This is a genomic window from Stutzerimonas degradans, from assembly GCF_024448505.1.
Classification (GTDB): Bacteria; Pseudomonadota; Gammaproteobacteria; order Pseudomonadales; family Pseudomonadaceae; genus Stutzerimonas; species Stutzerimonas degradans.
In genome coordinates this window covers 1-24,813 of the sequence record NZ_JAMOHV010000005.1, presented here as the reverse complement: position 1 = coordinate 24,813, position 24,813 = coordinate 1, and the positions used below count along the sequence as shown (strand labels likewise).

At 65.9% G+C, this 24,813-nt stretch carries 19 protein-coding genes; 8 read left to right on the top strand and 11 right to left on the bottom strand.

The features are described from left to right. The first annotated feature begins 74 nt into the window (after positions 1-74). The 3 genes from NAV27_RS08780 to NAV27_RS08770 all read left to right on the top strand — a co-directional run bounded on the left by NAV27_RS08780 (position 75) and on the right by NAV27_RS08770 (position 3,836). Complete coding sequence (locus NAV27_RS08780) at positions 75-1,007, top strand: LysR family transcriptional regulator (protein WP_043297167.1); 933 nt, start codon at positions 75-77, stop codon at positions 1,005-1,007. A gap of 33 nt (positions 1,008-1,040) precedes the next feature. After that, on the top strand, positions 1,041-2,366 hold the full coding sequence (locus tag NAV27_RS08775; RefSeq protein ID WP_102829332.1) for a DUF2254 domain-containing protein: 1,326 nt from the start codon (positions 1,041-1,043) through the stop codon (positions 2,364-2,366). Between the two features lie 165 nt (positions 2,367-2,531). Further along, positions 2,532-3,836: an MFS transporter gene (locus NAV27_RS08770; protein ID WP_054093242.1), complete on the top strand. Its 1,305-nt coding sequence runs from the start codon at positions 2,532-2,534 to the stop codon at positions 3,834-3,836. A 7-nt stretch (positions 3,837-3,843) separates the two neighbouring features. Here NAV27_RS08770 and arfB read toward each other — a convergent pair whose 3' ends face one another. Further along, positions 3,844-4,257, bottom strand: coding sequence for an alternative ribosome rescue aminoacyl-tRNA hydrolase ArfB (gene arfB / locus NAV27_RS08765; protein ID WP_043297169.1), 414 nt, complete (start codon positions 4,255-4,257; stop codon positions 3,844-3,846). 135 nt (positions 4,258-4,392) lie between these two features. On the opposite strand from arfB, the gene NAV27_RS08760 reads away from it, so the two are divergent. Beyond that, the gene (locus NAV27_RS08760; protein WP_102829333.1) at positions 4,393-5,433 is read left to right on the top strand and encodes a metal-dependent hydrolase; all 1,041 of its coding nucleotides are present in this window, start codon (positions 4,393-4,395) and stop codon (positions 5,431-5,433) included. Positions 5,434-5,493: 60 nt separating this feature from the next. On the opposite strand, the gene NAV27_RS08755 is transcribed toward NAV27_RS08760, so the two are convergent. The 6 genes from NAV27_RS08755 to NAV27_RS08730 form a co-directional block, all read right to left on the bottom strand. Then, on the bottom strand, positions 5,494-7,446 hold the full coding sequence (locus NAV27_RS08755) for a HAMP domain-containing methyl-accepting chemotaxis protein (RefSeq protein WP_102829334.1): 1,953 nt from the start codon (positions 7,444-7,446) through the stop codon (positions 5,494-5,496). A gap of 135 nt (positions 7,447-7,581) precedes the next feature. Further along, on the bottom strand, positions 7,582-9,360 hold the full coding sequence (locus NAV27_RS08750) for an ABC transporter ATP-binding protein (protein WP_102829335.1): 1,779 nt from the start codon (positions 9,358-9,360) through the stop codon (positions 7,582-7,584). Continuing rightward, complete coding sequence (locus NAV27_RS08745) at positions 9,353-9,985, bottom strand: DsbA family protein (RefSeq protein WP_102829336.1); 633 nt, start codon at positions 9,983-9,985, stop codon at positions 9,353-9,355. Before NAV27_RS08745 ends, NAV27_RS08750 begins: the two co-directional genes overlap by 8 nt. A 72-nt stretch (positions 9,986-10,057) precedes the next feature. Continuing rightward, positions 10,058-10,993, bottom strand: a complete 936-nt coding sequence (trhO, locus tag NAV27_RS08740) for an oxygen-dependent tRNA uridine(34) hydroxylase TrhO (protein ID WP_102829337.1) — start codon at positions 10,991-10,993, stop codon at positions 10,058-10,060. 143 nt (positions 10,994-11,136) lie between these two features. After that, positions 11,137-11,433 carry a BolA family protein gene (locus tag NAV27_RS08735; RefSeq protein ID WP_102829338.1) on the bottom strand — a complete coding sequence of 99 codons (297 nt, stop codon included), beginning with the start codon at positions 11,431-11,433 and terminating at the stop codon, positions 11,137-11,139. Positions 11,434-11,443: 10 nt separating this feature from the next. Then, positions 11,444-11,950 (bottom strand): DUF2059 domain-containing protein, encoded by a 507-nt coding sequence (locus NAV27_RS08730; RefSeq protein WP_102829339.1) that lies wholly within the window; start codon positions 11,948-11,950, stop codon positions 11,444-11,446. Positions 11,951-12,095: 145 nt separating this feature from the next. Here NAV27_RS08730 and NAV27_RS08725 point away from each other — a divergent pair, with 145 nt between their 5' ends. After that, entirely contained in the window at positions 12,096-13,490 is a 1,395-nt protein-coding gene (locus NAV27_RS08725; RefSeq protein ID WP_102829340.1) for a class II fumarate hydratase, read from the top strand. Positions 13,491-13,627: 137 nt separating this feature from the next. Here the strand turns inward: NAV27_RS08725 and NAV27_RS08720 are convergent, their stop codons facing one another. Then, on the bottom strand, positions 13,628-14,812 hold the full coding sequence (locus NAV27_RS08720; RefSeq protein WP_043297178.1) for a thiolase family protein: 1,185 nt from the start codon (positions 14,810-14,812) through the stop codon (positions 13,628-13,630). A gap of 109 nt (positions 14,813-14,921) precedes the next feature. After that, the gene (pap, locus tag NAV27_RS08715) at positions 14,922-16,415 is read right to left on the bottom strand and encodes a polyphosphate:AMP phosphotransferase (protein ID WP_102829341.1); all 1,494 of its coding nucleotides are present in this window, start codon (positions 16,413-16,415) and stop codon (positions 14,922-14,924) included. A gap of 87 nt (positions 16,416-16,502) precedes the next feature. Between pap and NAV27_RS08710 the strand changes: the two genes are divergently transcribed. Further along, positions 16,503-17,216: a 4'-phosphopantetheinyl transferase family protein gene (locus tag NAV27_RS08710; RefSeq protein ID WP_180981452.1), complete on the top strand. Its 714-nt coding sequence runs from the start codon at positions 16,503-16,505 to the stop codon at positions 17,214-17,216. 9 nt (positions 17,217-17,225) lie between these two features. On the opposite strand, the gene NAV27_RS08705 is transcribed toward NAV27_RS08710, so the two are convergent. Together NAV27_RS08705 and NAV27_RS08700 are read right to left on the bottom strand one after the other, a co-directional pair. Next, entirely contained in the window at positions 17,226-18,842 is a 1,617-nt protein-coding gene (locus NAV27_RS08705) for an ATP-binding protein (RefSeq protein ID WP_102829343.1), read from the bottom strand. Between the two features lie 28 nt (positions 18,843-18,870). Next, positions 18,871-19,590 carry a winged helix-turn-helix domain-containing protein gene (locus tag NAV27_RS08700; RefSeq protein ID WP_008570295.1) on the bottom strand — a complete coding sequence of 240 codons (720 nt, stop codon included), beginning with the start codon at positions 19,588-19,590 and terminating at the stop codon, positions 18,871-18,873. Positions 19,591-20,271: 681 nt separating this feature from the next. Here NAV27_RS08700 and NAV27_RS08695 point away from each other — a divergent pair. After that, positions 20,272-23,133, top strand: coding sequence for a ribonucleoside-diphosphate reductase subunit alpha (locus NAV27_RS08695; protein ID WP_102829344.1), 2,862 nt, complete (start codon positions 20,272-20,274; stop codon positions 23,131-23,133). Positions 23,134-23,430: 297 nt separating this feature from the next. Then, the gene (locus tag NAV27_RS08690; protein WP_102829345.1) at positions 23,431-24,678 is read left to right on the top strand and encodes a ribonucleotide-diphosphate reductase subunit beta; all 1,248 of its coding nucleotides are present in this window, start codon (positions 23,431-23,433) and stop codon (positions 24,676-24,678) included. The last annotated feature ends 135 nt before the right edge of the window (positions 24,679-24,813 follow it).

Sequence of the window (24,813 nt, the reverse complement as noted above, 5' to 3'; positions counted from 1 at the left end):
CGTTCCGGGAATTTGTATTTTTCGACACCCGCGTTCGGCTAAGCTGAACGCCAATCACCGTACGAGGCTCGTCCATGCATTTCGATCTGGCCGATCTGCGCCTGTTCATCCATATCGCCGAATCGCCCAGCCTGACTCAGGGCGCCCGCCGCGCGCACCTCTCGCCAGCGGCGGCCAGCGCGCGGATCAAGGCGTTGGAAAGCCAGCTCGACAGTCGCCTGCTGTATCGCGACAGCCGAGGGGTGGAGCTGACGCCGGCCGGGCAGAAGCTGCTGCAGCACGCGCGGCTGATCATGCGCCAGGTGGATTACCTGAAAAGCGAGTTCACCGAATACGGCACCGATTCGGCCGGCCACATCCGCATCTTCGCCAACACCACGGCGGTGACCGAATTCCTGCCGGAAGTGCTGGCCGGTTTTCTTGCCGAGCGCCCCGGCGTCACGGTGGACCTGCAGGAACGGCTGAGCCGCGACATCGTCCGTGGTGTGCTCGACGGCAGCACCGACATGGGCATCATCGCCGGCCCGGTGCGCGCCGAAGGTTTGCAGGTGCTGCACTTCAGCACCGACCGCCTGCTGCTGGCGGTGCCGGTCGGCCATCCGCTGGCCGGCGAATCGAACCTGACCCTGCGCCAGACCCTGGCCTACCAGCACATCGGCCTGCACGAAGGCAGCACGCTGCTGACCTTCCTGCGCGATCAGGTGGAAAAACTCGGCGGTCAGCTGTCGTTGCGCATCCAGGTGTCGAGCTTCGAGGCGGTGTGCCGGATGATCGAGGCCGGTGTCGGCATCGGCATCATTCCCGAGTCGGCCGCGCGCCGGCACAGCCGCACCATGCAGCTGGCGCTGGTGCAGCTCGACGAGCCCTGGGCGGTGCGCGAACGCAGCATCCTGGTGCGCGAGCTGGACGCCCTGCCCGGTTCGGTACGGGCCCTGATCGCCACCCTGGCGCCCGATGTAGCCGCCGAAACGAACGTTGCCCGGCCTTTGCTGCCGAACGGCGGTTAGGCACGCATCGCCGAACCTCTGCAGGGAGCTGACATGTCCGCACTGACCAACAGGCTGTTTCGCCTGTATCACCGAGTCATCGGCAGCATCGCCTTCTACCCGACGCTTATTGCCCTGGGCCTGGCCTGCCTGTGCCTGATCACCATCGTGCTGGAACTGACCTGGCTGCAGCCCTACAAGGAGCAGCTCGAACTTGGCGTGGTGAAGAACGCCGAGAACGCCCGGCTGATACTCGGCACCCTGGTCGGCGGGATCATCTCGCTGATGGTGTTCAGCTTCTCGATGGTCATGGTGGTGCTCAACTCGGCCGCCTCCTCGCTGTCGCCGCGGGTCATTCCCGGGCTGATCAGCAGCCGCAGTCATCAGCTGGTGCTCGGCGTCTATCTCGGCACGATCATCGGTTCGCTGATGCTCATTTCCACCATTCAGGAAGGCGACGACATCAATGTGCCGAGTCTGGGCGTCTTTCTGGCGCTCTTTCTGGGCGTGATCTGCCTGTGCCTGTTCATCTACTTCATCCGCTCGATTTCGCTGTCGATCCAGGTCGACTACATCCTCAACCGGGTCTACAAGCAGACCCTCGGCCAGCTCCACGCCAGACGCCGCCAGCTTGACGACCGCGACGTGATTCCCTGGCCCGACGACAGCCGCTGGACGACGATCCGCGCGCGACGTTCGGGCTACTTCAAGGCGCTGAACGTCTCTGCGGCGCAGGCGCTGCTGGAAGAGCAGAACGCGCACATGACGATCCAGGTGCATTACGGCTTTTTCGTCATGCCGGGCCACCCGCTGATCCGCCTGGACCGCGAGCTGGACGAAGACTGCGTGAGCCGGCTGCTGGACTGCTTCGACTTCTATGTCGAAGAGTACGCCCACCGACACTTCTTCTTCGGCTTCAAGCAGATCGTCGAGATCGCCATCCGCGCCTTGAGCCCGGGCATCAACGACCCGGGCACGGCGATCAAGGCGATCGACATGCTTGGCGTGCTCTTGGCCGAGCGCATGCGCCTGCCCAACCACGAAGTCGCCCCGATCGAGGGCCAGCCGCGCCTGTTCATCCGCGAGCTGGAGCTGGACGCCATGCTGCAGCTGGCGTTCGGCCCCCTGCGCCGCTACGGCAGCAACGACCTGCAGATACTGATGACGCTGCTGCAGGCCTGCAAGAATCTGCTGTACGCCGCCGGCAACAGCGCCACCGAGCGTGTCCTGCTGCACCACGCCGAAGCGGTCGTCGAACAGGCATCGATCACCCTGTCCGGCGCGCTGGATCGCCAGGCGATGGCCGAGGCGGTGCAGTCACTGAACCAGGCGGTACGTCATGCCGAGCCGCTGTCGCGCACGCTGCTGCGGGAATCCTGAGCGTTTGCTGCTGCCCAACAGCAACACAGGGAGCGGTGTGTTGCGATGAGCCACCCCACCCAATCGATTTTCTACTTTCCAATCAGCAGGTTACGAGCTTTCGCAGGCCCAGGGCCGGCGTACCGAAACTTGCCTTAGCCGATTTCGTTGCCTAGGGTGTCGCCCATGAAGTCCTTGATCGCTCCCATCAGTTCGCTGCTCGGCGGCGTGGCCTTGCTGCTGCTCGGGCACGGTCTGCTCAACACCCTGCTGACGCTGCGCGGCATCGCCGAGGGCTATTCGACCGGCATGGTCGGCCTGCTGATGTCCGGCTATTTCGGCGGCTTCCTGATCGGCACCTGGCTCGCGCCCTCGCTGATCCGGCGTATCGGCCACATCCGCACGTTTTCCTTCTACGCCGCGCTGGCGGCGACCGCCGTGCTGCTGCACGTGCTGATCGTCAATCCCTGGGTGTGGCTGGTGCTGCGGGTGATGTACGGGGTCGCGCTGGTGACGCTGTACATGGTCATCGAGAGCTGGCTGAACGCGCAGGTCAGCGGCGAGAAGCGCGGCCAGGTGTTCGCGGTGTACATGGCGGTCAACCTCGGTTCGCTGGCGGCGGCGCAGCAGTTGCTGGGGCTCGACAGCCCGATGGAATTCACCCTGTTCGCCGTGGCGACCATCCTCATCGGCGCGGCGATGATGCCGATCACCCTCACCCGCCAGCCGCAACCGGCACTGCCGGACGTGCCGCCGACCGACCTGCTACAACTGGCGCGCATCGCCCCGCTGCCGTTGATGGCGGCCGGCATCTCGGGCTTCTGTCTGGGCGGGTTCTGGGGGCTGGCTCCGGTCTATGCGGGGCAGGTCGGCTTCGATGACGCCGGGATCGGCCTGATGATGAGCGTGACCATTCTCGGCGGCGCGCTGCTGCAATGGCCGATCGGACTGCTGTCCGACCGCTTCGAGCGGCGCAGCGTGCTGCTCTGGGTAGTCACGCTGGCCGCAGCGTTGCCGCTCGGCCTGGCGCTGCTCGACGCCGGCCCGGTGTTGCTGGGTGTAATGTTCGTCTGGGGCGGGCTGGCGTTCTCGATCTATTCCATCGCCGTCGCGCAGATGGTCGACCACCTCAACCCGGACGAGATTCTCTCCGGCTCCAGCGGCCTGCTGCTGGTCAACGGCTTCGGCGCGGCGCTCGGCCCAGTGATCGCCGGCGGCCTGATGCACCTGGCCGGCCCGGTGGCGCTGCCGCTGTTCTACACGGTGTCGCTCGGCGTTCTGGCGTTCTACGCCTTCTATCGTCCGCGCAAGGTCATCGATCTGGTCACCGAACCGCACGGCCACTTCACGCCGATGCTGCGCACCAGCCCCACGGTGATGGAGCTGATGCCCGATGCGCCGGAAAGCGTGCCTGCCGAACCGCTCAGCGAGGAGCCTCTGGACGATCTGCCACCCGAAGAGCCGCCGGCGGAGCAACGCACCGGCACCTGATGGCGCTTCAGTAATCCACCTTGCCGCGCCCGGCCTTGATCGCACCGCGTTTGCTCTTGCCCTCCAGCCGGCGCGTCTTCGAGCCCAGCGTGGGCCGCGTCGGGCGGCGCGCCTTCTCGACCTTGGCGACGCTGCGAATCAGCTCGGCGAGCCGTTCGAGCGCATCGGCACGGTTCAGCTCCTGCGTGCGATAGCGCTGGGCCTTGATGACGATCACGCCATCGGCGGTGATGCGGCTGTCGCGCAGCGCCAGCAGGCGTTCCTGGTAGAACGCCGGCAGCGACGAAGCCTTGATGTCGAAACGCAGGTGCAGCGCACTGGATACCTTGTTGACGTTCTGCCCACCGGCGCCCTGGGCGCGAATTGCGGTGAACTCGATCTCGGCATCCGGCAGCTGCACGGCGTTGGAGATTTCCAGCATGGGACCTTCGCGCAATCGGGAGTCGCGGCGATTGTCCTACGCGCGCGCCGTCACGGACAGGTTTGAACACAATTGGCCGGCAAAGCGCGCCGGGGTTTCGGCTAAGGTAATCCACCTCGCGTACGGAATTATTTGATGGACTCGATCACCCAGGCGGTACTCGGCGCCAGCGTGCAGGCGGCCCTGCTCGGCCGCTGGCAGGGCCGCAAGGCGCTGCTGTATGGCGCCGCGCTCGGCACCCTGCCGGATCTCGACGTAGTCATCGACTACGGCGATGCGGTGGCCAACATGACCTATCACCGCGGTTTCAGCCATTCGCTGTTCGTGGTCAGCGCCGTCGCCCTGCTGCTGACGGCACTGATCCGCCGCTGGCGACCGGATGCCGGCTACTCCGGCACGCGCCTGCTGCTCACGCTGTGGCTGGTGCTGCTCACCCATGTGCTGCTCGATGCGTTCACCAGCTATGGCACGCAACTGCTGTGGCCGTTGCCGACGCCGCCGATCGCCTGGTCGAGCGTGTTCATCATCGATCCGCTGTACAGCGTGCCACTGCTGCTGGCGGTGCTGGTCGGTGGCCTGTTCGGCCTGCGCGGGCGTGCCGCGCGCTGGCCGGCGGCGGCGCTGCTGCTGTCGTCGCTGTACCTGGGCTTCACCGTCGCCGGCAAGCAGATGGCCGAGCAACGGGTCGAGGCCGCGATGGCACGCGCGGGCATCCAGGCCGAACGGCTGTTCAGCACGCCAACGCCGTTCAACAGCCTGCTCTGGCGGGTGATCCTGATTGACGGCGCGCAGTACCACGAGGCGCTGGTCGGCTGGTTCGACGACGCGCCGCCGCAGTTCGTGAGCCTGCCGCGCGGCGCGGCGCTCGCGCAGGTGCTGGCCGATTCGCCGCAGCACGCGCGCCTGCAATGGTTCAGTGGCCGTTTTCTGCGCTACGACGAGGAAGACGGTCAGTTGCTGGTCACCGACCTGCGCCTGGGCATGACCGGCTACCACCCCTTCCGCTTCCCCCTGGCCGAACGCAACGGCAGCGGCTGGACGCTGCTGCATGAGGCCGCGCGGCTCCCCGCCGAGCGTGGCGATCTGGCGCGGCTGGAAGTGCTCTGGCGACGGATCTGGCAGCAGCATCCGGAAGTGCCGCTACAGGCCTGGGCGGCCGACCTCGGCCAGCGCTGAGCGACCCGGAATAAAAACCCCGGCGTGTGGCCGGGGTCGTTGTGGCTGGGCGGCCAGGTGTCAGATACGGAACTGCCGGACCAGCGCCTGCAACTCACCCCCCAGGCGCGCCAGCTCGGCGCTGGCGGCGGCGGTCTGCTCGCTGGCGCTGGCGCTCTGCTCGCCGATGTCGCGCACACGGGTAACGCTCTCGGAAATGTTCTCCGCGACCGCGCTTTGCTGCTCGGCGGCGGCGGCGATCTGCTGATTCATCTGCTCGATGGTCGACACCGACTCGGTGATCCGGCCCAGCGCCGCACCTGCCTCGTTGGCCAGCTCGACGGTGCTCTGGGTCAGGCCGCGGCTGGTTTCCATCTGCTCGACCGCCTGGCGCGCGACGCGCTGCAGGTTACCGATCAGCCCCTCGATCTCCTCGGTGGAATCATGCGTGCGCCGCGCCAGCGCGCGCACCTCGTCGGCGACCACGGCGAAGCCGCGCCCCTGCTCGCCGGCACGCGCAGCCTCGATGGCGGCGTTGAGCGCCAGCAGGTTGGTCTGCTCGGCTACCGCGCGGATCACCTCCAGCACGCTGCCGATGCGCCCGCTTTCGCTGTTCAGCTCCTCGATGGCACGCGCCGACTGCTCGACCTCGGTAGACAGGTTGCCGATGCCGTCGATGGCGCTGCGCACCACCTGATCGCCCTGGCGCGACTGCTGGTCGGCCTGCTGCGCGGCGAACGAGGCCTGCTCGGCGTTCTGCGCCACTTCCTGCACGGTGGCGGCCATTTCGTTCATGGCGGTGGCGACCTGATCGGTTTCCTCGCGCTGACGCTCCACCCCGGCGCTGGTCTGCGCGGTGACGGCCGACAGCTGTTCGGCAGCCGCCGCGATCTGGCTGACGCCGCCGCCGATGCGGCCGATCAGTGTGCGCAGGCTGTCGGTCATGTCGTGCATGGCGTTCTGCAGCTGGCCCAGCTCATCGCCGCGCTGGCTGGCCTGCGATTGGGTGAGGTCGCCAGAAGCCACCCGCTGCGCCTGCTGCACGGTGTGGCGCAGCGGCACGACGATCATCCGCGAGATGCCCGCCGCGGCGAGCAGGCCGATGAGAATCGCCAGCGCACCGATCACCGCCAGCAGCAGGTAGGTGCTCGAGCGCTGCGCGTGCATCTGCTCGGTGGCCGCGGCCAGCGTCTGCTCGGCGGCGGCGATCACCACGCGCGACTGCTCGGCCATCTGCTGCTCCACGTCGAGGCGCTTGGCGCGATTCGCGCGGAACTCGTCGAACGCCTGGCGATAGGCCTCCAGCTCGGCGAGCGCGGTGTCCATCGAGGTTTTCTGCTCGTCGTTCAGCCAGATCTTCAAATTGCTGCCGATGGTGACGACATCGGTGTGCAGCGATTGCCAGTTGCGGGCGTTCTCCTCGGCGCTGGTGGCGACGTAGGCGTTCTCCTGGGTACGCAGGTCGAGGATGTTCTTGGTCAGCCCCGAGGTGGCCTCGGCGACAGTCAGCGGATCGCTGCCTTTCAGGCGATCCCCCTCCAGACGCAGCGCCCGCACGGCGTCGTACATGTCCAGCTCGATGAACTCGAACTCTTCGCGGCTGGTCTGCGCCGCCGTGCCCATACGCACGCGCAGCTCGGCGCCACGGATAATCAGCTGGCGATACTGGTCGAACAGCCGGCCGTATTCCTGCGCGGCCTGGCGAATCTGCTGCAGGTTGGCCTGCTCGGCCGTGCCGGCGTCCGCCGCCAGGGCATCCAGCTCGCGATTCAGTTTTCCCAGCACCTCGCCGAGCGCGGTGGCTGACTGCTCCTGGCGGGTCAGCGCGTAATCGCGCTCCAGCCCACGGGCGTCGAGGATATCGGCGTTGATCTGCGCCACCTGGCTGATCTGCTGCGAACGCGCCACGGTGGCGTCTACCGCAACAAAGCCGGTGGCCGCCACGGCGAGGGTCAGCAGCAGCACCATGCCGAAACCGAGAGCCAGCTTCTTACCGACGGACAGATGAGTGAAGAGTTGGGTAAGCGATCGCATCAGAGAACTTCCGTTTGGTCAGGCACGGAGTGCAAGTCGGCCGAGCTTACTAATAGTTGAGTAAATAATTAAATAATTAGATTTTTTTGGCGCCAGGCGACTGGCGGCCAGACAGCCGGGCTGCGGGCGTCCCCGTCAATGCTGAAGATCGCCGTAGAGCCTGGCGTAGAGCCCGCCCTCGGCGATCAGCTGGCGATGCTCGCCCTGTTCGGCGATGCGCCCGCCATCGAACACCAGCACGCGGTCGGCCTGCTTAACCGCCGACAGGCGGTGGGCGATGATCAGCGTGGTGCGGCCTTCGAGGAAACGCGCCAGCTGCTGATGCAGCGCATATTCGGTGGCCGCATCCAGCGCCGAGGTGGCTTCGTCGAGGATTACCACCTTGGGCTCGGCCAGCACCATCCGCGCCACCGCCAGGCGCTGGCGCTGCCCACCGGACAGGCGCACGCCGGAGCGGCCGACGATGCTGTCCAGCCCCTGCGGCAGCTGGCGCACGGTCTCGGCCAGCTGGGCGATCTCCAGCGCGCGCCAGCAACTGGCGTCGTCGCGTTCGCGGCCCATGCAGAGGTTGGCACGCACCGTGTCGTTGAACAGTGCCGGGTGCTGCAGCACCACCGCGACGTTGTCGCGCACGGTGTTCAGGCCGATGTCCGGCAGCGGCACGCCACCGAAGCGGATTTCCCCCGCCTGCGGCTGATACAGCCCCAGCAACAACTGCACCAGCGTGCTCTTGCCGCCGCCGCTGGCGCCGACGATGGCCACCTTCTCGCCGGCGGCGATGGTCAGGTCCAAGCCCTCCAGTACCGGCTCGTCCTGATAGGAAAACTGCAGCCCGCGCACCTCTATGGCCACGGTGTCGTGCCCGGCGAACGGGTCCTGGCTGCCGGCGTACTGCGGTTCGTCGGCGCGTGCCAGCAGCTGGTTGATGCGCGTCAGCGCTCCTCCGGCGGCGTAGTAGGCGTACTGCAGGCTGAGCAGCTGCTCCACCGGGCCGATCATGAACCACAGGTAACTGAACACCGCGAGCATCTGGCCGATGGACAGGTCGGAGAACAGCACGGTGAGCATCGCCGCGGCGCGAAACACGTCGATGCCGAACTGGAACAGCAGGCCGCTGGCGCGGTTGGAGGCATCGGTCTTCCATTGCGAGGCTACGGCGTAATCGCGAACCTCGCGCGCCTTCAGCCCCAGCCGGCCGAGGAAGAAGCCCTGGCGATTACCGGCGCGCACCTCCTGGATCGCGTCGAGGGTTTCGGTCAGCGCCTGGGTGAAGCCGGCGGTGCTGTCGTTTTCCAGCTTCTTCAGGTGTTTGACACGCTTGCCCAGCTGCACCGTGGCGTAGATCACCAGCGGGTTGAACAGCAGGATCAGCAGCGCCAGCTGCCAGTGCATCCACACCAGGATCGCCGCGGTGCCGACGATCGACAGCAGCGCCACCAGCAGGCGACTGAGGGTCTCGCCGATGAATTTGTCGATGGTTTCCAGATCGGTGACCAGGTGCGCCGCCACCGTACCGCCGCCAAGACTTTCGTACTCGGCCAGGGCGATGCGCTTGAGCCGTTCGATCAGTCGCACGCGGATGCGGTAGACGATGTCCTTGGACAGCCGCGCGAACAGCCGGGCCTGCAGGACGTTGAACACCAGCGCCGAACTACGCAGTAGCAAGGTCACGCCCAGCATCAGGCCGATGTAGCCGGCCGCCGTCTGCCAGTCCGCCGGCAGCAGCCGGTCCATGACCCGCAGCGCGCTGTCGCCCTGCCCCAACAGCACTTCGTCGACCAGCAGCGGCAGCAGCAGCGGAATCGGCACACTGCACAGCGTCGCCAGCACGGCGACCAGGTTGGCGAGGATCAGCGCCTTGCGGTGACGCAGGGCGAGGCGGCGAATCTCCGCCCAGCTGAGCCGATCAGGCATGGGCGTTGCGCTCCAGCCAGCGCGCCAGCAACGGCGCGAGCTGCTCCAGCGATTGATAGCCGTTGGTCAGCAACGCCAGCTGGCCGTGGCGCTCGGCGAGCAGGGTCGGGAAGCCGGCGATGCCGAGGTTCTGTGCCCAGCTGAAGTCGCCTTCGGTGGCGGCGCGGCTGTCCGGCGAATCGAAGCGCTCGGCGAATTCGATGCGCGGGATGCCGGCGGCCTCGGCCAGCTCGACCAGCTGCGCCGGCAGAGTCACATCGCGCCCCTCGACGTAGAAGGCCTGCTGGATCAGTTGCGCCAGCGGCCAGACGCGCTCCGGTTCCAGGCTGCGCGCCGCCACCAGCGCGCGACAGGCCGGCTCGGTGTCGTAGACCAGTCCTTCGGGCAGGCCGGCGTCGAAATTGAACGGCTGACCGGTGGCATCGTGCACCGCCTGCCAGTACGACAAGGTGCGTGTCCGACCGGCCTGATCCATCGCCGCACGTTCGCGACGCAGGCCACCGACCACCAGCGTCAGCGGCACGTCGCGTGCCTGCGCCTGTTCGGCCAGCGCCTGCAGCACCGGCGCGAAGCCCCAACACCAGGAACACATCGGGTCCATCACGTAGATCAGTCGAGCGCTCATGGTTTCTCCGGGATGGTGGTCGATGTTCGGTCGGATGGCGGCGCGCAGACTAGGCCGCCATCGCCGCGGTGGTCATGCGTCCGGTTGCCGCGGGTCGCGGCCGATAGGCGACGGCTGGTTGCGCTGACGCGCCAGTTCGATCTGCTTCTGCCGTTCGCGGGCGCTGGCGCGGGTCTTCTCGCTCAGGCTGTCCCAGCAGTGCGGGCAACTGATACCGGCAGCGTAGTGCGGGGACTGGCGGTCTTCCACGGAGATCGGGCTGCGGCAGGCGTGGCAGAGGTCGAAATCGCCAGCCGACAGGTCGTGGCGCACGGTCACGCGGTTGTCGAACACGAAGCAGTCGCCACGCCAGCGGCTCTCGGCCTCCGGCACTTCCTCGAGGTATTTGAGGATGCCGCCCTTGAGGTGATAGACCTCCTCGAAGCCCTCGCCGAGCATGTAGCTCGACGCCTTCTCGCAGCGGATGCCGCCGGTGCAGAACATCGCCACCTTCTTGTGCCGGGCCGGGTCGTAATGCGCCTTGATGTACTCGGGAAACTCGCGGAAGGAGGCGGTCTTGGGATCGACCGCGCCCTCGAAGGTGCCGATCGCGACTTCGTAGTCGTTACGGGTGTCGATCAGCAGCACTTCGGGATCGTCGACCAGCGCGTTCCAGTCTTTCGGTTCGACGTAGGTGCCGACGCGCTGGTTGGGATCGACCCCGGGCACGCCGAGGGTGACGATTTCCTTCTTCAGCTTGACCTTGGTGCGGTAGAACGGCTGCTCGTCGCAGTACGACTCCTTGTGGTCGATATCGGCCAGCCGTGGATCGCGGGCGAACCAGGCGAGCAGCGCATCGATCGCCGCGCGGCTGCCGGAAACGGTGCCATTGATACCCTCCTCGGCCAGCAGCAGCGTGCCGCGGATGCCGTGGGCGGTGAGCGTGTCGAGCAGCGGCTGGCGCAGCGCGACGTAGTCCGGCAGGGCGACGAATTTATACAGCGCCGCGACGACGATCTTCGCAGTCATGCCGATTTCCTCCGGTGGTCGCCCTCGCAAAGGGCGGACGGGACAGCGAAACGAAAGCGCCGGCGTGAGCCGGCGCGGGGTGCGGATTCTAGCAAACAAGTCGCCGCTGGCGCGCTCGCAGGCGCCGAACGACCTCGGCGAGGTTACTTGTGCCCGCCGGCGCACACCGGCGAGGCCGGCACGGCGTTCTGCTGTGCCCACTCCTCGGGGGTATAGGTATGCAGCGCCAGCGCATGCACCTGCTGCATCAGCTCGCCCATGGCCGCATAGGCCTTCTGATGGCGCTTGACCGAATTGAGTCCGGAAAATTGCGGGCTCACGATCACCGCCTTGTAGTGGGTTTCCTGGCCGCGGCTGTGCATGTGGCTCTCGTCGAACACTTCGAGGTGCTGCGGTTCGAGCGCCTGCAGGGCGTTCTGGATCAGTTCGAGCTTGGACATTCTGGCTCCATCAGGGCTTCTGGGTATCGAGTTCGGCCGTCATCTCGGCCAACAGCTTGTTCACTTCCGGCACGGCGGCTTCGAGCTTCTTCTGCGTCAGCTGGGCCGAACGCGCGTTGAGCTCCGGCAGCTTGTCGAGCATCTTCTTGCCCAGCGGCGATTCGTAGAATTCGATCAGCCCGGCCAGTTCCTGCTCGGTGAACTGCGAGGTGTAGAGGTTGACCAGCTCGGGTTCGAGCTTCTTCCAGCCGATGGCCTTGTCCAGCGCCGTATCGGCTTTGGCCTGATAGCGCTCGAGCAGCGCCTTCTTGTTCTCCGGCGCCTGGGTTTCGGCGAAACGCTGGGCAAACATCTGCTGCACCTGGGCATACACCGGCACGGCGAGCCGGTCGGCGTTGGCCAGCTGCAGGAAGCGCTCGGCATTGCGCGCATGGCTGGCCTGGTCGGCATTAGCCGCGACGCTGGCAAGGGAGAGAATGAGGGCGGTGCAGACACTGAAAACACGCAACATGGACATTGGATTTTTCCTGAATGGGCGATAGGTGCCCTCAATGGACACATTCTGCGCCCGGAGTTCCAATGCCTCAAGAACCGGTCCCGCCGCACGGAACCCGTAGTGCCGCCAGGCAGCCTAACCTTCGATCACTTATCAGGAGCACGGCATGACACGCACTGAAACCGACAGTCTGGGCCCGATCGAGGTACCTGAGCAGGCCTACTGGGGGGCGCAGACGCAGCGCTCGCTGGTCAATTTCGCCATTGGCGACCAGCGCATGCCGCTGGCCGTGCTGCACGCGCTGACGCTGATCAAGAAGGCCGCGGCGCGGGTCAACGACCGTATCGGCGACCTGCCACCCGACGTGGCCCGGCTGATCGAACAGGCCGCCGACGAGGTGCTGCACGGCCAGCATGACGACCAGTTTCCGCTGGTGGTGTGGCAAACCGGCAGCGGCACGCAGAGCAACATGAACGTCAACGAGGTGATCGCCGGGCGCGCCAACGAGCTGGCCGGCGGCACTCGCGGCGGCAAGAGCCCGGTGCACCCCAACGATCACGTCAACCGCGCGCAGAGTTCCAACGACTGCTTCCCCACGGCGATGCACATCGCCACCGCGAAGGCGATCCATGACCTGTTGCTGCCAGCCATCGCCGAGCTGTCCGGCGGCCTCGCCGAGCAGGCGGCACGCTATGGCAAGCTGGTCAAGACCGGGCGCACGCACATGATGGATGCCACGCCGATCACCTTCGGCCAGGAACTGTCGGCCTTCGTCGCCCAGCTGGATATCGCCGAGCAGGCGATTCGCCATGCCCTGCCAGCGGTCTACGAGCTGGCCCAGGGCGGCACGGCGGTGGGCACCGGGCTGAACGCGCCGCACGGCTTCGCGGAGGCCATTGCGGCGGAACTGGCGGCGCTGTCGGGATTGCCCTTCGTCTCGGCACCGAACAAGTTCGCCGCGCTGTCGGGCCACGAACCGCTGGTGGCGCTGTCCGGCGCGTTGAAGACGCTCGCCGTGGCGCTGATGAAGATCGCTAACGACCTGCGCCTGCTCGGCTCCGGTCCGCGTGGCGGTTTCGCCGAAGTGCGCCTGCCGGCCAACGAGCCCGGCAGTTCGATCATGCCCGGCAAGGTCAACCCGACCCAGTGCGAGGCGCTGTCGATGCTCGCCTGCCAGGTGATGGGCAACGACGTGACCATCGGTTTCGCTGCCAGCCAGGGTCACCTGCAGCTCAACGTGTTCAAACCGGTGATCATCCACAACCTGCTGCAATCGATCCGCCTGCTGGCCGATGGCTGCCGCAATTTCAACACGCACTGCGTGGTGGGATTGGAGCCGGACCCGACGCGCATGGCCGAGCACCTGGAGCGAGGGCTGATGCTGGTCACCGCCTTGAACCCGCACATCGGCTACGACAAAGCAGCGGAGATCGCCAAGAAGGCCTACGCCGAGAACAAGACGCTGCGCGAGGCGGCGCTGGAGCTGCGCTACTTGACCGATGAGGAGTTCGACCAGTGGGTGCGCCCGGAAAGCATGCTCGAATCCGGCAAGCAGGGTTGAGCAGGCTCGCCTGATGCGGCGGGCGACTCCGCCGGTGGATAACGCTGCGCGGTTATCCACCCTACGGAATCCGGTCGGAGCGTAGGGTGGATGGCCGCAGCCATCCACCGGTTTGCCAGAACGCCTCGCCCTCGCCGTCAGCGCACCGCTTCGAACAGCCCCGAAGCGCCCATGCCGCCACCGACGCACATGGTCACCACGCCGTAGCGCAGGTTACGCCGCTGCAGCTCGCGGATCAGGTGGCCGGCGGTGCGCGAGCCGGTCATGCCGAACGGGTGGCCGATGGAAATCGAACCGCCGTTGACGTTGAACTTCTCGTTGTCGATTTCCAGCTTGTCCCGGCAGTACAGGCACTGCGAGGCGAAGGCTTCGTTGAGCTCCCAGAGGTCGATGTCGTCGATCTTCAGCCCCTTGGCCTTGAGCAGGCGCGGCACCGAATACACCGGACCGATGCCCATCTCCTCCGGCTCGCACCCGGCGACGGTGAAGCCGCGGAAGAACGCGCGCGGCTTCAGGCCCAGTTCGATGGCCTTCTGCAGGCTCATGACCAGGGTCATCGAAGCCCCATCGGAGAGCTGCGAGGCGTTGCCGGCGGTCACCGAGCCGTCCTCGGCGAATGCCGGCTTGAGCCCGGCCAGGCTTTCGTAGCTGGTATCCGGGCGGTTGCAGTCATCGCGATCGACCACGCCGTCGTGCTCGGTCCGCTCGCCGGTGGCCTTGTCCTCGGTGAAATAGCGCACCTGCATCGGCACGATCTCGTCGACGAACAGACCCTCGGCCTGCGCCCGCGCGGTGCGCTGCTGGCTCTGCAGCGCGTAGCGGTCCTGCTGCTCGCGGGTGACGTTGTAGCGGCGGGCGACCAGCTCGGCGGTCTGGCCCATGCTGTGGTAAATGCCGGGCACCCGCTCCTGGATGATCGGATTGTAGAGGTGGTCGGTGTTGCGGCTCTTGGCCGTGAGGGTGATCGATTCCACCCCGCCGGCGACGATCACGTCGCTGCAGCCGGAGGCGATCTGGTTGGCGGCGATGGCGATGGCCTGCAGGCCCGACGAGCAATAACGGTTGAGCGTCATGCCCGGGCAGTCGATGCCCAGCCCCGACAGCACCGCGACGTTGCGCCCGATGTTGTAACCCTGCGCGCCCTCGTTGGAACCGGCGCCGACGATGCAGTCCTCGACCAGCCGCGGGTCGAGGCCGTTGCGCGTCAGCAGCGCATCGACGCAATGCGCCGCCATGTCGTCGGGACGGGTCATGTTGAACTTGCCGCGAAAGGACTTGGCCAGGCCGGTCCGCACGCTGTCGACGATTACCACTTCACGCATGGCTCACCTCGGTGATCTTGTTGTTGGCGTTGCGCCGAGCATAGAGGTGCCCGCGCGGCGCTGACGATGACCATTCAGCCCGCCTATGCATGACCATCGTGCGCTGCCGTTACCGGGCGATGGCCGCCCCCAGCGCCTCGTTGAGCGTGCGCAGCACCTTGACCCGGGCGAAGCGCTTGTCGTTGGCCTCGACCAGCGTCCAGGGGGCAATCTCGGTACTGGTACGGTCGACCATGTCGGCCACGGCACCGGCATAGGCGTCCCACTTCTCGCGGTTGCGCCAGTCCTCCTCGGTGATCTTGAAGCGCTTGAAGGGCGTCTCCTCGCGCTCCTTGAAACGCTGGAGCTGGGTGTCCTGATCGATCGACAGCCAGAACTTCACCAGCACCACGCCGGCGTCTACCAGCTGCTCCTCGAAGTCGTTGATCTCGCTATAGGCACGCAACCACTCGTCCGGCGTGCAGAAGCCCTCGACGCGTTCGACCAGCACGCGGCCGTACCAGGAGCGGTCGAAGATAGTGAACTTGCCGCGCTCCGGCACGTTGCGCCAGAAGCGCCACAGCCAGGGCTGGGCGCGTTCGTCCTCGCTCGGTGCGGCGATCTGCACGGTGCGGTACAGACGCGGATCGAGCGCCCCGGTGACCCGGCGGATGGCGCTTCCCTTGCCGGCCGCATCGTGCCCCTCGAACAATGCCAGCACGCCACGCTTGCGGATGCGCCGATCACGCAACAGCCGCGACAGGCGCGCCTGCTCCTCGGCGAGCTGCAGCTGATAGCTGTCCTTGTCGAGCTTCTGGCTGAGGTCGAGGCTGCCGAGCAGCGTCAGGCGGTCCAGATCGAGCGCGAGCGGCGCCGAATGTGGATGCGAAATTCCATTCACCGGTTGTTCCGCCGCTGCCAGCGCGGCCTGCAGTCCCTCGAGCAGCAGCCGGCCAACCGCCAGGCTGCGGTAACGCTCGTCGACGCCCTCGATCACGTACCAGGGCGCGAAGTCGCGGCTGCTGCGGCGCAACACCTGCTCGCCATAGCGCACGAACTTGTCGTAGGTCTTCGATTGCTGCCAGTCCAGCGGGCTGATGCGCCAGCTATGCAGCGGGTCGTCCTTGAGCGAATCCAGGCGCGCCTTCATCTGCGCCTTGGACAGGTGGAACCAGAACTTGAAGATCAGCGTGCCCTCGTCGCAGAGCATGCGCTCCAGCCGCTGCGCGCGGGCGATGGCCAGCTCCAGTTCGGCCTTGTCGATGCGCCCGTGCACGCGGTCCTCGAGCATTTTGCTGTACCAGTCGCCGAAGAAGATGCCGGTATGCCCCTTGGGCGGCATACGCCGCCAGTAACGCCAGGCTGGCGGACGCGACAGCTCCTCGTCGCTCGGCACCTCGAAGCTCTCGACGGTGATCAGCCGCGGGTCCATCCATTCATTGAGGAGCTTGACCGTCTCGCCCTTGCCGGCGCCTTCGATGCCGTTGATTAGGATCAGCATCGGAAAGCGCGCCTGTTCGCGCAGTCGGTACTGCGCCTGCAGCAGCGCTTCGCGCAGCACCGGCACTTCGGCGTCGTAGGTGGCCTTGTCGACCGCGTGGCCAATCTCGGCGGATTCGAACATCGCTTTCTCCCTGTCTGGCAATGCCGTTCACCCTAGCAGGCCGGTGGCGGCGCGCGCGAGCGGCGTGCTTGAGGCACAATGCGCGGCATGAACGCGCACCCACCCCTGCCCCGCTGCTGCACCGCCCTGGATGACCGCTGGCCGCTGCCGCGCGCGTTGGCCGGCGTGCATCTGCTGAGCACGCGCTTCGATCCGGCGTTGCTCGATCCGGAAGATTTTCCGCGTTGGGGCATCCCGACACCGCGAGGCGTGAGCAAGCGCCAGGCGGAATTCCTCGCCGGCCGGCTGTGCGCCCGTCAGGCACTGCTGCGGTTGACCGGCGCGCCAGCGGTGCCGACGGTTGCGGCCGATCGCTCGCCATGCTGGCCCGCCGGTGTGGTCGGCTCGATCACCCACGGTGCCGGCTGGGCCGGCGTGGTGGTCGCGCACCAGCAGGCCTGGCGTGGCCTGGGGCTGGATATCGAGCAGCAGCTGGAGCCCGAGCGGGCCGACCGGCTGGCGAGCGAGATCCTCACCGCAGACGAGTTGCAAGGCTACGCCGCGCTGCCCGCCGTGCAGCGCGCGCAGCGGGTGACGCTGACGTTCTCGCTCAAGGAAAGCCTGTTCAAGGCGCTCTATCCGCTAGTCAAGCGGCGCTTCTATTTCCAAGACGCCGAACTGGTGGCCTGCGACGCCAGCGGCTTCGCGCGCCTGCGTCTGCTCACCGAACTGTCGTCGCAATGGCGCCACGGCGCGGAGCTGGAAGGCCAGTTCAGTGCGTTCGACGACCATCTGCTGACGCTGGTGAGCATTCCCGCCTGACCGACGCGCTCAGGCCTCGCCCACCCGCGGCGGGTGGCGACTGGGCCAGCGCAGGCTGAAACAGGCACCACCCAGTTCGCTGCGGCCGATCAGCGCGCGGCCGCCGTGCCAGTAGATGATCCGCCGCACGATGGAAAGCCCCAGCCCATGCCCGCCGGAAGCCCGCGTACGGCTGTCGTCCAGGCGCAGGAAGGGAGTGAACACGCGCTCCCAGTCCGCCTCCGGCACGCCGGGGCCGTCGTCCTCGACGCGCAGCCAGACCTGCCCGGCGTCGAAGGCGTAGCTCACCCGCACCTGCGTTTCGGCATGGCGGGCCGCGTTGCTGATCAGATTGCTCAGCGCACGGCGCAGGTATTGCAGCTCGGCGTCGGCGCGGCTGCTGCCGTCCGCCGCCGGCACGCAACGGCCACGCTCGATGCGAATCGTCGGTCGCAGCGGCGCCAGCTCGCCGATGACCTGATCGACCAGCGCCTCCAGGTCCACCGGCGCGAACTTCAGCGTCGGCAGTCCCTGCTCCAGGCGGGTGTACACCAGCATCTCGTCCACCAGCCGGTCGAGATCGTCGATATCGGCATCCATACCCGCCAGATGCTTGCGCCGCGCCTCGTCGTTCTGCGCGTCGGCGCTCATCTCCAGGCCGAAGCGCAGGCGCGCCACCGGCGTGCGCAGTTCATGCGCCACCGCGCTGACCATCTCGCGCTGTACCGCCAGCAGGCGCTGCAGCTGCCTGGCCATGAGGTTGAACGCTGCCGCCAGACGCCCCACCGAATCGCTGCCGGCATCGGGCACATGCGCGCTCAGGTTGCCGCTGGCGATGCGCGTGGCCGCCGCCTCCAGCACGCTGAGGCGCTGCTCCAGCTGACGCACCAGCAGGTAAACGGTCAGGCCGATCAGCGACAGACCGAGCAGGCCGATCAGCAGCAGCAGATGCGGCGGATAGGCATCCAGCGGATACAGCGGGCCGAGCTGCATGATCCACGAAGTACCGGCGACGGCGGCGAACACGCGGATGGCGCCGCCGCCCTGGTCCAGCGCCATCACCGTGTCGCCCTCGTCGAGGCGCCGGCGCTGATCGTCGTCGAGGTTGGCACTGTCGCGCGTCAGCAGTTGCAGCGGATAGCCGAAGCCGCGCGCTTCCTTGAGTTCGGCCAGATGCCGCGGCTGCTCGCTCTCGGGATAGCGGATCAGCTCGTCGATCAGCAGGTAGATGGTCGCCCGTGCCAGCTGCTCGCTGACCTGCTCGACCTCGCCGGTGAGTACCAGCCCGTCGCGGGCGCTGACCAGGCTGAACACCGTGGTGCTCTGCGGGCGCAGCTGTTCGACCAGCACCTGACCGCGCAGCAAGCGGGTTTCCAGACGGTCTTCGAGATCGACGTCGTCCAGCGTGCGCACCCGCAGCGGAATGCCCAGCAGGCGCCCCCACAGGTTGGCCGCCTGGCGCCGCTCAACCGGGGTCATGCTGCTCATGTTGTGCGCCATCAAACGGAAAGTGCCGCCGGCCAGACGCTCGCGGTGCGCATCGGCACGCACCTCGTTGAGCAGCTGCAGGCCCCCGGCACCCAGCAGCGCCACCAGCACCAGCACCGCCAGCACGCCGCCATAGATGCGCAGGAAGATCGAATTCATTCAGACAGCGCTCTGCGGGCGCGGCACGTCAGGCCAGCGCCTCGGCGGCTTCGGAGACGAACAGGTAGCCCTTGCCGCGCACGGTCTTGATCAGGCGCGGATGCTCCGGGTCGTCACCGATCTTCGGCCGGATGCGGGAGATGCGCACGTCGATGGAGCGGTCCTGGCCGTCGTATTCGATGCCGCGCAGCTGAGCGAAGATTTCCTCGCGCGAGAGGATGCGGCCGGCGTTGGAGGTCAGCAGCCAGAGCAGATCGAATTCGGCGCCGGTCAGCTCGATCTGCTTTTCACGCAGCCAGGCCTCGCGCAACGCGCTGTCGACCACCAGCGGGCCGAACTGCAGGCGCTTGGCGCTGCCCGCCGCTTCCGGCGTTTCGCGCCGCCGCAGCAACGCGCGGATGCGCGCCAGCAACAGGCGCGGGCGCACCGGCTTGCAGACATAGTCGTCGGCGCCGGTTTCCAGGCCCAGCACCTGGTCCAGGTCATCGGCCCGTGCGGTGAGCATGAGAATCGGCCCGTCATACTGTTCACGCGCGCGCCGGCAGATGGACATGCCGTCCTCGCCGGGCAGCATCAGGTCGAGCACCACCAGATCGGGACGCTCGCTGACGATGCGCTCGACCGCGCGCGCGCCATCGGCCTCGATGGACACCTCGAACGCGCCATCGCCCTGCAGGTATTCCTGAGTCAACTCCGCCAGCCGCCGATCATCCTCGACGATGAGGATTCGCCACGTTTCCTGCTCCATTGATGCCTCCGCCGACACTGCAAGACCGATCCGAACGCCGGCGCATTGTACCCAACCGCGTCGGGGAAAGAGCCTGCAGAACCCGCCTATCACAAACACAACATATAGTGATGGCCGCTTTTCGCGTCGGCGCGACGAGTGGCGCGGTCGACCCGTCTTTTTTCCGCCTCCGGGGCTAGCTTCGATGGCACGGGGGTTTGCCTGGCGGAGTGCTTTTTAACCCACAAAACACCCACATCTTATCCACAGCTTGCTCAGAGAAGGCCGGTTGCAAAGGCGCGCCAGCGGCATTAAGGTGTCGCCCCCTCGCAGCCAGAACCCCATATCTTGGGGTTTAACTCAACCAGAGACACAAATCGCTTGGCGACGCCACTTGTCACCTTCCTTCGGCCTGCAACTCGCCAACGGGCGCTTGAGCAGAGCCGCATGCGCCGCTGAGATGCCAGGCTCTGCGCGACAGCCTGCCATCCCCGACCGCTCGCACCGGTAGTACCGACCAGATCAACAGACACTAGATATTGTGTTGACAGTGTTTTTCACGAAGCTATTCTTCCCGACATTCTTGCGCCCTTGACCGACGTCATTGGCGCCAACCGAACAGCAACGCTCGACCCGAACCAACCTTGCGGGCACAAGCCCAACCAGCCCCATTACCGCGACCAAGAGAGACCCGGAGCCCCCATGCAGAACCCAACCACTCGCGAGAACCCGCTATCAGCCGATGCACCGGATCTGGCGGCCACCGCCCCGGGCCAGCTGCGCGTGATCAAGCGCAACGGCACCGTCGTCCCCTACACCGACGACAAGATCACCGTTGCCATCACCAAGGCCTTTCTCGCAGTGGAAGGCGGTAACGCTGCCGCTTCCTCGCGCATCCATGACACCGTCGCACGCCTGACCGAGCAGGTCACCGCCACCTTCCGTCGCCGCATGCCCTCGGGTGGCACCATCCACATCGAGGAAATCCAGGACCAGGTCGAACTGGCTCTGATGCGCGCCGGCGAGCAGAAGGTCGCCCGTGACTACGTGATCTATCGCGAAGCCCAGGCTGCCAAGCGCAAGAGCGCCAACGACAGCAGCGACATCGCCCAGCCGCACCCGAGCATCCGCGTCACCCGCGCCGATGGCAGCCAGCAGCCGCTGGATATGGGCCGTCTGCGGACCATCATCACCGAGGCCTGCGAAGGCCTGGCCGAAGTCGATGGCGCGCTGATCGAACGCGAGACCCTGAAGAACCTCTACGACGGCGTGGCCGAGAAGGACGTCAACACCGCGCTGGTGATGACTGCCCGCACCCTGGTCGAGCGCGAGCCGAACTACAGCCAGGTCACCGCGCGTCTGCTGATGGACACCCTGCGTGCCGAAGCCCTGGGCTTCCTCGGCGTAGCAGAGTCCGCCACTCACCACGAGATGGCCGATCTTTACGCCAAGGCCCTGCCGGCTTACATCGAGAAAGGCGTCGAGTTCGAACTGCTCGATTCCAAGCTCAAGAGCTACGACCTGGCCAAGCTGGGCGCCGCGCTCAACCATGAGCGTGACCAGCAGTTCACTTACCTCGGCCTGCAGACCCTGTACGACCGCTACTTCATCCACAAGAACGACATTCGCTTCGAACTGCCGCAGATCTTCTTCATGCGCGTGGCCATGGGCCTGGCCATCGAGGAAGAGCAGAAAGAAGCGCGCGCCATCGAGTTCTACAACCTGCTGTCGTCCTTCGACTACATGGCCTCGACGCCGACCCTGTTCAACGCCGGCACCCTGCGCCCGCAGCTGTCCTCCTGCTACCTGACCACCGTGCCGGACGACCTGGGCGGCATCTACGACGCCATCCGCGATAACGCGCTGCTGTCCAAGTTCGCCGGCGGCCTGGGCAACGACTGGACCCCGGTACGCGCACTGGGCGCCTACATCAAGGGCACCAACGGCAAATCCCAGGGCGTCGTGCCGTTCCTGAAAGTGGTCAACGACACCGCCGTGGCGGTCAACCAGGGCGGCAAGCGCAAGGGCGCCGTCTGCGCCTACCTGGAAACCTGGCACCTGGACATCGAGGAATTCCTCGAGCTGCGCAAGAACACCGGTGACGACCGTCGCCGTACCCACGACATGAACACCGCCAACTGGATTCCGGACCTGTTCATGAAGCGCGTCTTCGACGACGGCCAGTGGACCCTGTTCTCCCCGTCCGACGTACCGGACCTGCACGACCTCACCGGCCGCGCCTTCGAGGAGCGTTACGAGTACTACGAGGAGCTGACCAAGTACGGCAAGATCAAGCTGTTCAAGACCCTGCCGGCCAAGGACCTGTGGCGCAAGATGCTCTCGATGCTGTTCGAGACCGGCCACCCGTGGCTGACCTTCAAGGACCCGTGCAACCTGCGCAGCCCGCAGCAGCACGTCGGCGTGGTGCACAGCTCCAACCTGTGCACCGAGATCACCCTGAACACCAACAAGGACGAGATCGCCGTCTGCAACCTGGGCTCGATCAACCTGGTCAACCACATCGTCGACGGCAAGCTGGATTCGGCCAAGCTGGAGCGCACCGTGCGCACCGCTGTGCGCATGCTCGATAACGTCATCGACATCAACTACTACAGCGTGCCGCAGGCGCAGAACGCCAACTTCAAGCACCGCCCGGTGGGCCTGGGCATCATGGGCTTCCAGGATGCCCTGTACCTGCAGCACATCGCCTACGGCTCCGATGCCGCCATCGACTTCGCCGACAAGTCCATGGAAGCCATCAGCTACTACGCCATCCAGGCCTCCTGTGACCTGGCCGACGAGCGTGGCGCCTACTCCAGCTTCGAAGGCTCGCTGTGGTCCAAAGGTATCCTGCCGCTGGATTCCCAGCAGATCCTCATCGAGGCCCGTGGCCAGAAGTACATCGACGTCGACCTGACTGAATCCCTGGACTGGGCGCCGGTGCGCGAGCGCGTCAAGAAAGGCATCCGCAACTCCAACATCATGGCCATCGCGCCGACCGCGACCATCTCCAACATCGTTGGCGTATCGCAGTCCATCGAGCCGACGTACCAGAACCTGTACGTCAAATCGAACCTGTCCGGCGAGTTCACCGTGATCAACCCGTACCTGGTCCACGACCTCAAGGCCCGCGGCCTGTGGGACCCGGTGATGGTCAACGACCTCAAGTACTACGACGGCTCCGTACAGCAGATCGAGCGCATCCCGCAGGACCTGAAGGACCTGTACGCCACCGCCTTCGAAGTGGAAACCAAGTGGATCGTCGAGGCGGCCAGCCGCCGCCAGAAGTGGATCGACCAAGCCCAGTCGCTGAACCTCTACATCGCCGGCGCCAGCGGCAAGAAGCTCGACGTGACCTACCGCATGGCCTGGTACCGCGGTCTGAAGACCACCTACTACCTCCGTGCCCTGGCCGCGACCAGCACCGAGAAGTCCACCATCAACACCGGCAAGCTGAATGCCGTGAGTTCGGTGATCGACGAAAGCCTGAGTGCCGAGCCGAAGCCGGCTCCGGTGCCGCAGGCGTGCAGTATCGATAACCCCGACTGCGAAGCCTGCCAGTAATAGAAGTCGCGCGTAGCTGAGCGGCGTCTGCGGCGTTGCCCGGCGAGTCGGCCCCCATCGCGTACATCAGTACGCTCAGGGGCTCCTCCTCGCCGAGCGCCTTGCAGCCACTCGCTCAGCTTCACGCTCGCACCGAGTGGCCTGATTCGTAGGGTGGATGCCGCTTTTCGCATCCACCGTGCCGCCCACTCCCACGGTCAGGAGTGACCAACAAATTTCGCGCTTTTGCGTGCACAAGCAAAGCCACCCATACACCCGACCGGCCAAGCCCCGGTCCCCAATCAGGAGCAACCGCACATGCTGAGCTGGGACGAATTCGACGAAGAAGAAACTACCACCGCCGCGCCGGCCACTGCTGCCGCGCAGCCGGCGAGCCAGGCCACCGCCAAGCTGGACAACGAAGCCGCCGGCTCCGTGGAAGAAGCCCGCGCCGTTGCCGCTGACGACTCCGACGCCATCGCCCGCGCCAAACGCGCGCTGGACGAGCTGGACGTGCGCGAAGGCCTCAACGAACTGGAAGGCGAAGCCGCCCGCGTGCGCGTCGACGAGAAGCGCATGATCAACGCCCGTGCCGACCTCAACCAGCTCGTCCCCTTCAAGTACGACTGGGCCTGGCAGAAGTATCTGGATGGTTGCGCCAACCACTGGATGCCGCAGGAAGTGAACATGAACGCCGACATTGCCCTGTGGAAGAGCAAGGACGGCCTCAGCGAAGACGAGCGCCGCATCGTCAAGCGCAACCTCGGCTTCTTCTCCACCGCCGACAGCCTGGTCGCCAACAACCTCGTGCTGGCCACCTACCGCCTGATCACCAACCCCGAGTGCCGCCAGTACATCCTGCGCCAGGCCTTCGAAGAGGCGATCCACACCCACGCCTACCAGTACTGCATCGAATCGCTGGGCATGGATGAAGGCGAGATCTTCAACATGTATCACGAGATCCCAAGCGTCGCGAAAAAAGCCAGCTGGGGCCTCAAGTACACCCGTTCCATCTCCGACCCGACCTTCCAGACCGGCACCCCGGAGACCGACAAGCAGTTCCTGCGCAACCTCATCGCCTACTACTGCGTACTCGAAGGCATCTTCTTCTACTGCGGCTTCACCCAGATCCTCTCCATGGGCCGCCGCAACAAGATGACCGGCACCGCCGAGCAGTTCCAATACATCCTGCGTGACGAGTCCATGCACCTGAACTTTGGCATCGACATGATCAACCAGATCAAGATCGAGAACCCGCACCTGTGGGACGCCGAGATGAAGGACGAAGCGACCCAGATGATCCTCCAGGGCACCCAGCTGGAAATCGAATACGCCCGCGACACCATGCCCCGTGGCGTGCTCGGCATGAACGCCGCGATGATGGAGGACTACCTCAAGTTCATCGCCAACCGTCGCCTGACGCAGATTGGGTTGCCTGAGCAGTACGCCGGCGCAACCAACCCGTTTCCTTGGATGAGCGAGATCATGGATCTTAAGAAGGAGAAGAACTTCTTCGAGACGCGGGTGATTGAATATCAGACTGGTGGGGCTTTGAGCTGGGATTGATTCTGGTGACTCACTAAAGAGATTAAGAGCGCTTTACCTGAAATGGATATTGGGGTAGCGATCAGCACGATCAAAAGCCCCGCCTAGTGCGGGGCTTTTTTATTACGAGAAACGTCATGACCGACAAACAAAAAA

What these genes read in the sequence shown, in the direction of transcription:
- NAV27_RS08780 (WP_043297167.1), top strand. Translation starts at nt 75, where the DNA reads ATGCATTTCGATCTGGCCGATCTGCGCCTGTTCATCCATATCGCCGAA.
- NAV27_RS08775 (WP_102829332.1), top strand. Translation starts at nt 1,041, where the DNA reads ATGTCCGCACTGACCAACAGGCTGTTTCGCCTGTATCACCGAGTCATC.
- NAV27_RS08770 (WP_054093242.1), top strand. Translation starts at nt 2,532, where the DNA reads ATGAAGTCCTTGATCGCTCCCATCAGTTCGCTGCTCGGCGGCGTGGCC.
- arfB (WP_043297169.1), bottom strand. Translation starts at nt 4,257, where the DNA reads ATGCTGGAAATCTCCAACGCCGTGCAGCTGCCGGATGCCGAGATCGAG.
- NAV27_RS08760 (WP_102829333.1), top strand. Translation starts at nt 4,393, where the DNA reads ATGGACTCGATCACCCAGGCGGTACTCGGCGCCAGCGTGCAGGCGGCC.
- NAV27_RS08755 (WP_102829334.1), bottom strand. Translation starts at nt 7,446, where the DNA reads ATGCGATCGCTTACCCAACTCTTCACTCATCTGTCCGTCGGTAAGAAG.
- NAV27_RS08750 (WP_102829335.1), bottom strand. Translation starts at nt 9,360, where the DNA reads ATGCCTGATCGGCTCAGCTGGGCGGAGATTCGCCGCCTCGCCCTGCGT.
- NAV27_RS08745 (WP_102829336.1), bottom strand. Translation starts at nt 9,985, where the DNA reads ATGAGCGCTCGACTGATCTACGTGATGGACCCGATGTGTTCCTGGTGT.
- trhO (WP_102829337.1), bottom strand. Translation starts at nt 10,993, where the DNA reads ATGACTGCGAAGATCGTCGTCGCGGCGCTGTATAAATTCGTCGCCCTG.
- NAV27_RS08735 (WP_102829338.1), bottom strand. Translation starts at nt 11,433, where the DNA reads ATGTCCAAGCTCGAACTGATCCAGAACGCCCTGCAGGCGCTCGAACCG.
- NAV27_RS08730 (WP_102829339.1), bottom strand. Translation starts at nt 11,950, where the DNA reads ATGTCCATGTTGCGTGTTTTCAGTGTCTGCACCGCCCTCATTCTCTCC.
- NAV27_RS08725 (WP_102829340.1), top strand. Translation starts at nt 12,096, where the DNA reads ATGACACGCACTGAAACCGACAGTCTGGGCCCGATCGAGGTACCTGAG.
- NAV27_RS08720 (WP_043297178.1), bottom strand. Translation starts at nt 14,812, where the DNA reads ATGCGTGAAGTGGTAATCGTCGACAGCGTGCGGACCGGCCTGGCCAAG.
- pap (WP_102829341.1), bottom strand. Translation starts at nt 16,415, where the DNA reads ATGTTCGAATCCGCCGAGATTGGCCACGCGGTCGACAAGGCCACCTAC.
- NAV27_RS08710 (WP_180981452.1), top strand. Translation starts at nt 16,503, where the DNA reads ATGAACGCGCACCCACCCCTGCCCCGCTGCTGCACCGCCCTGGATGAC.
- NAV27_RS08705 (WP_102829343.1), bottom strand. Translation starts at nt 18,842, where the DNA reads ATGAATTCGATCTTCCTGCGCATCTATGGCGGCGTGCTGGCGGTGCTG.
- NAV27_RS08700 (WP_008570295.1), bottom strand. Translation starts at nt 19,590, where the DNA reads ATGGAGCAGGAAACGTGGCGAATCCTCATCGTCGAGGATGATCGGCGG.
- NAV27_RS08695 (WP_102829344.1), top strand. Translation starts at nt 20,272, where the DNA reads ATGCAGAACCCAACCACTCGCGAGAACCCGCTATCAGCCGATGCACCG.
- NAV27_RS08690 (WP_102829345.1), top strand. Translation starts at nt 23,431, where the DNA reads ATGCTGAGCTGGGACGAATTCGACGAAGAAGAAACTACCACCGCCGCG.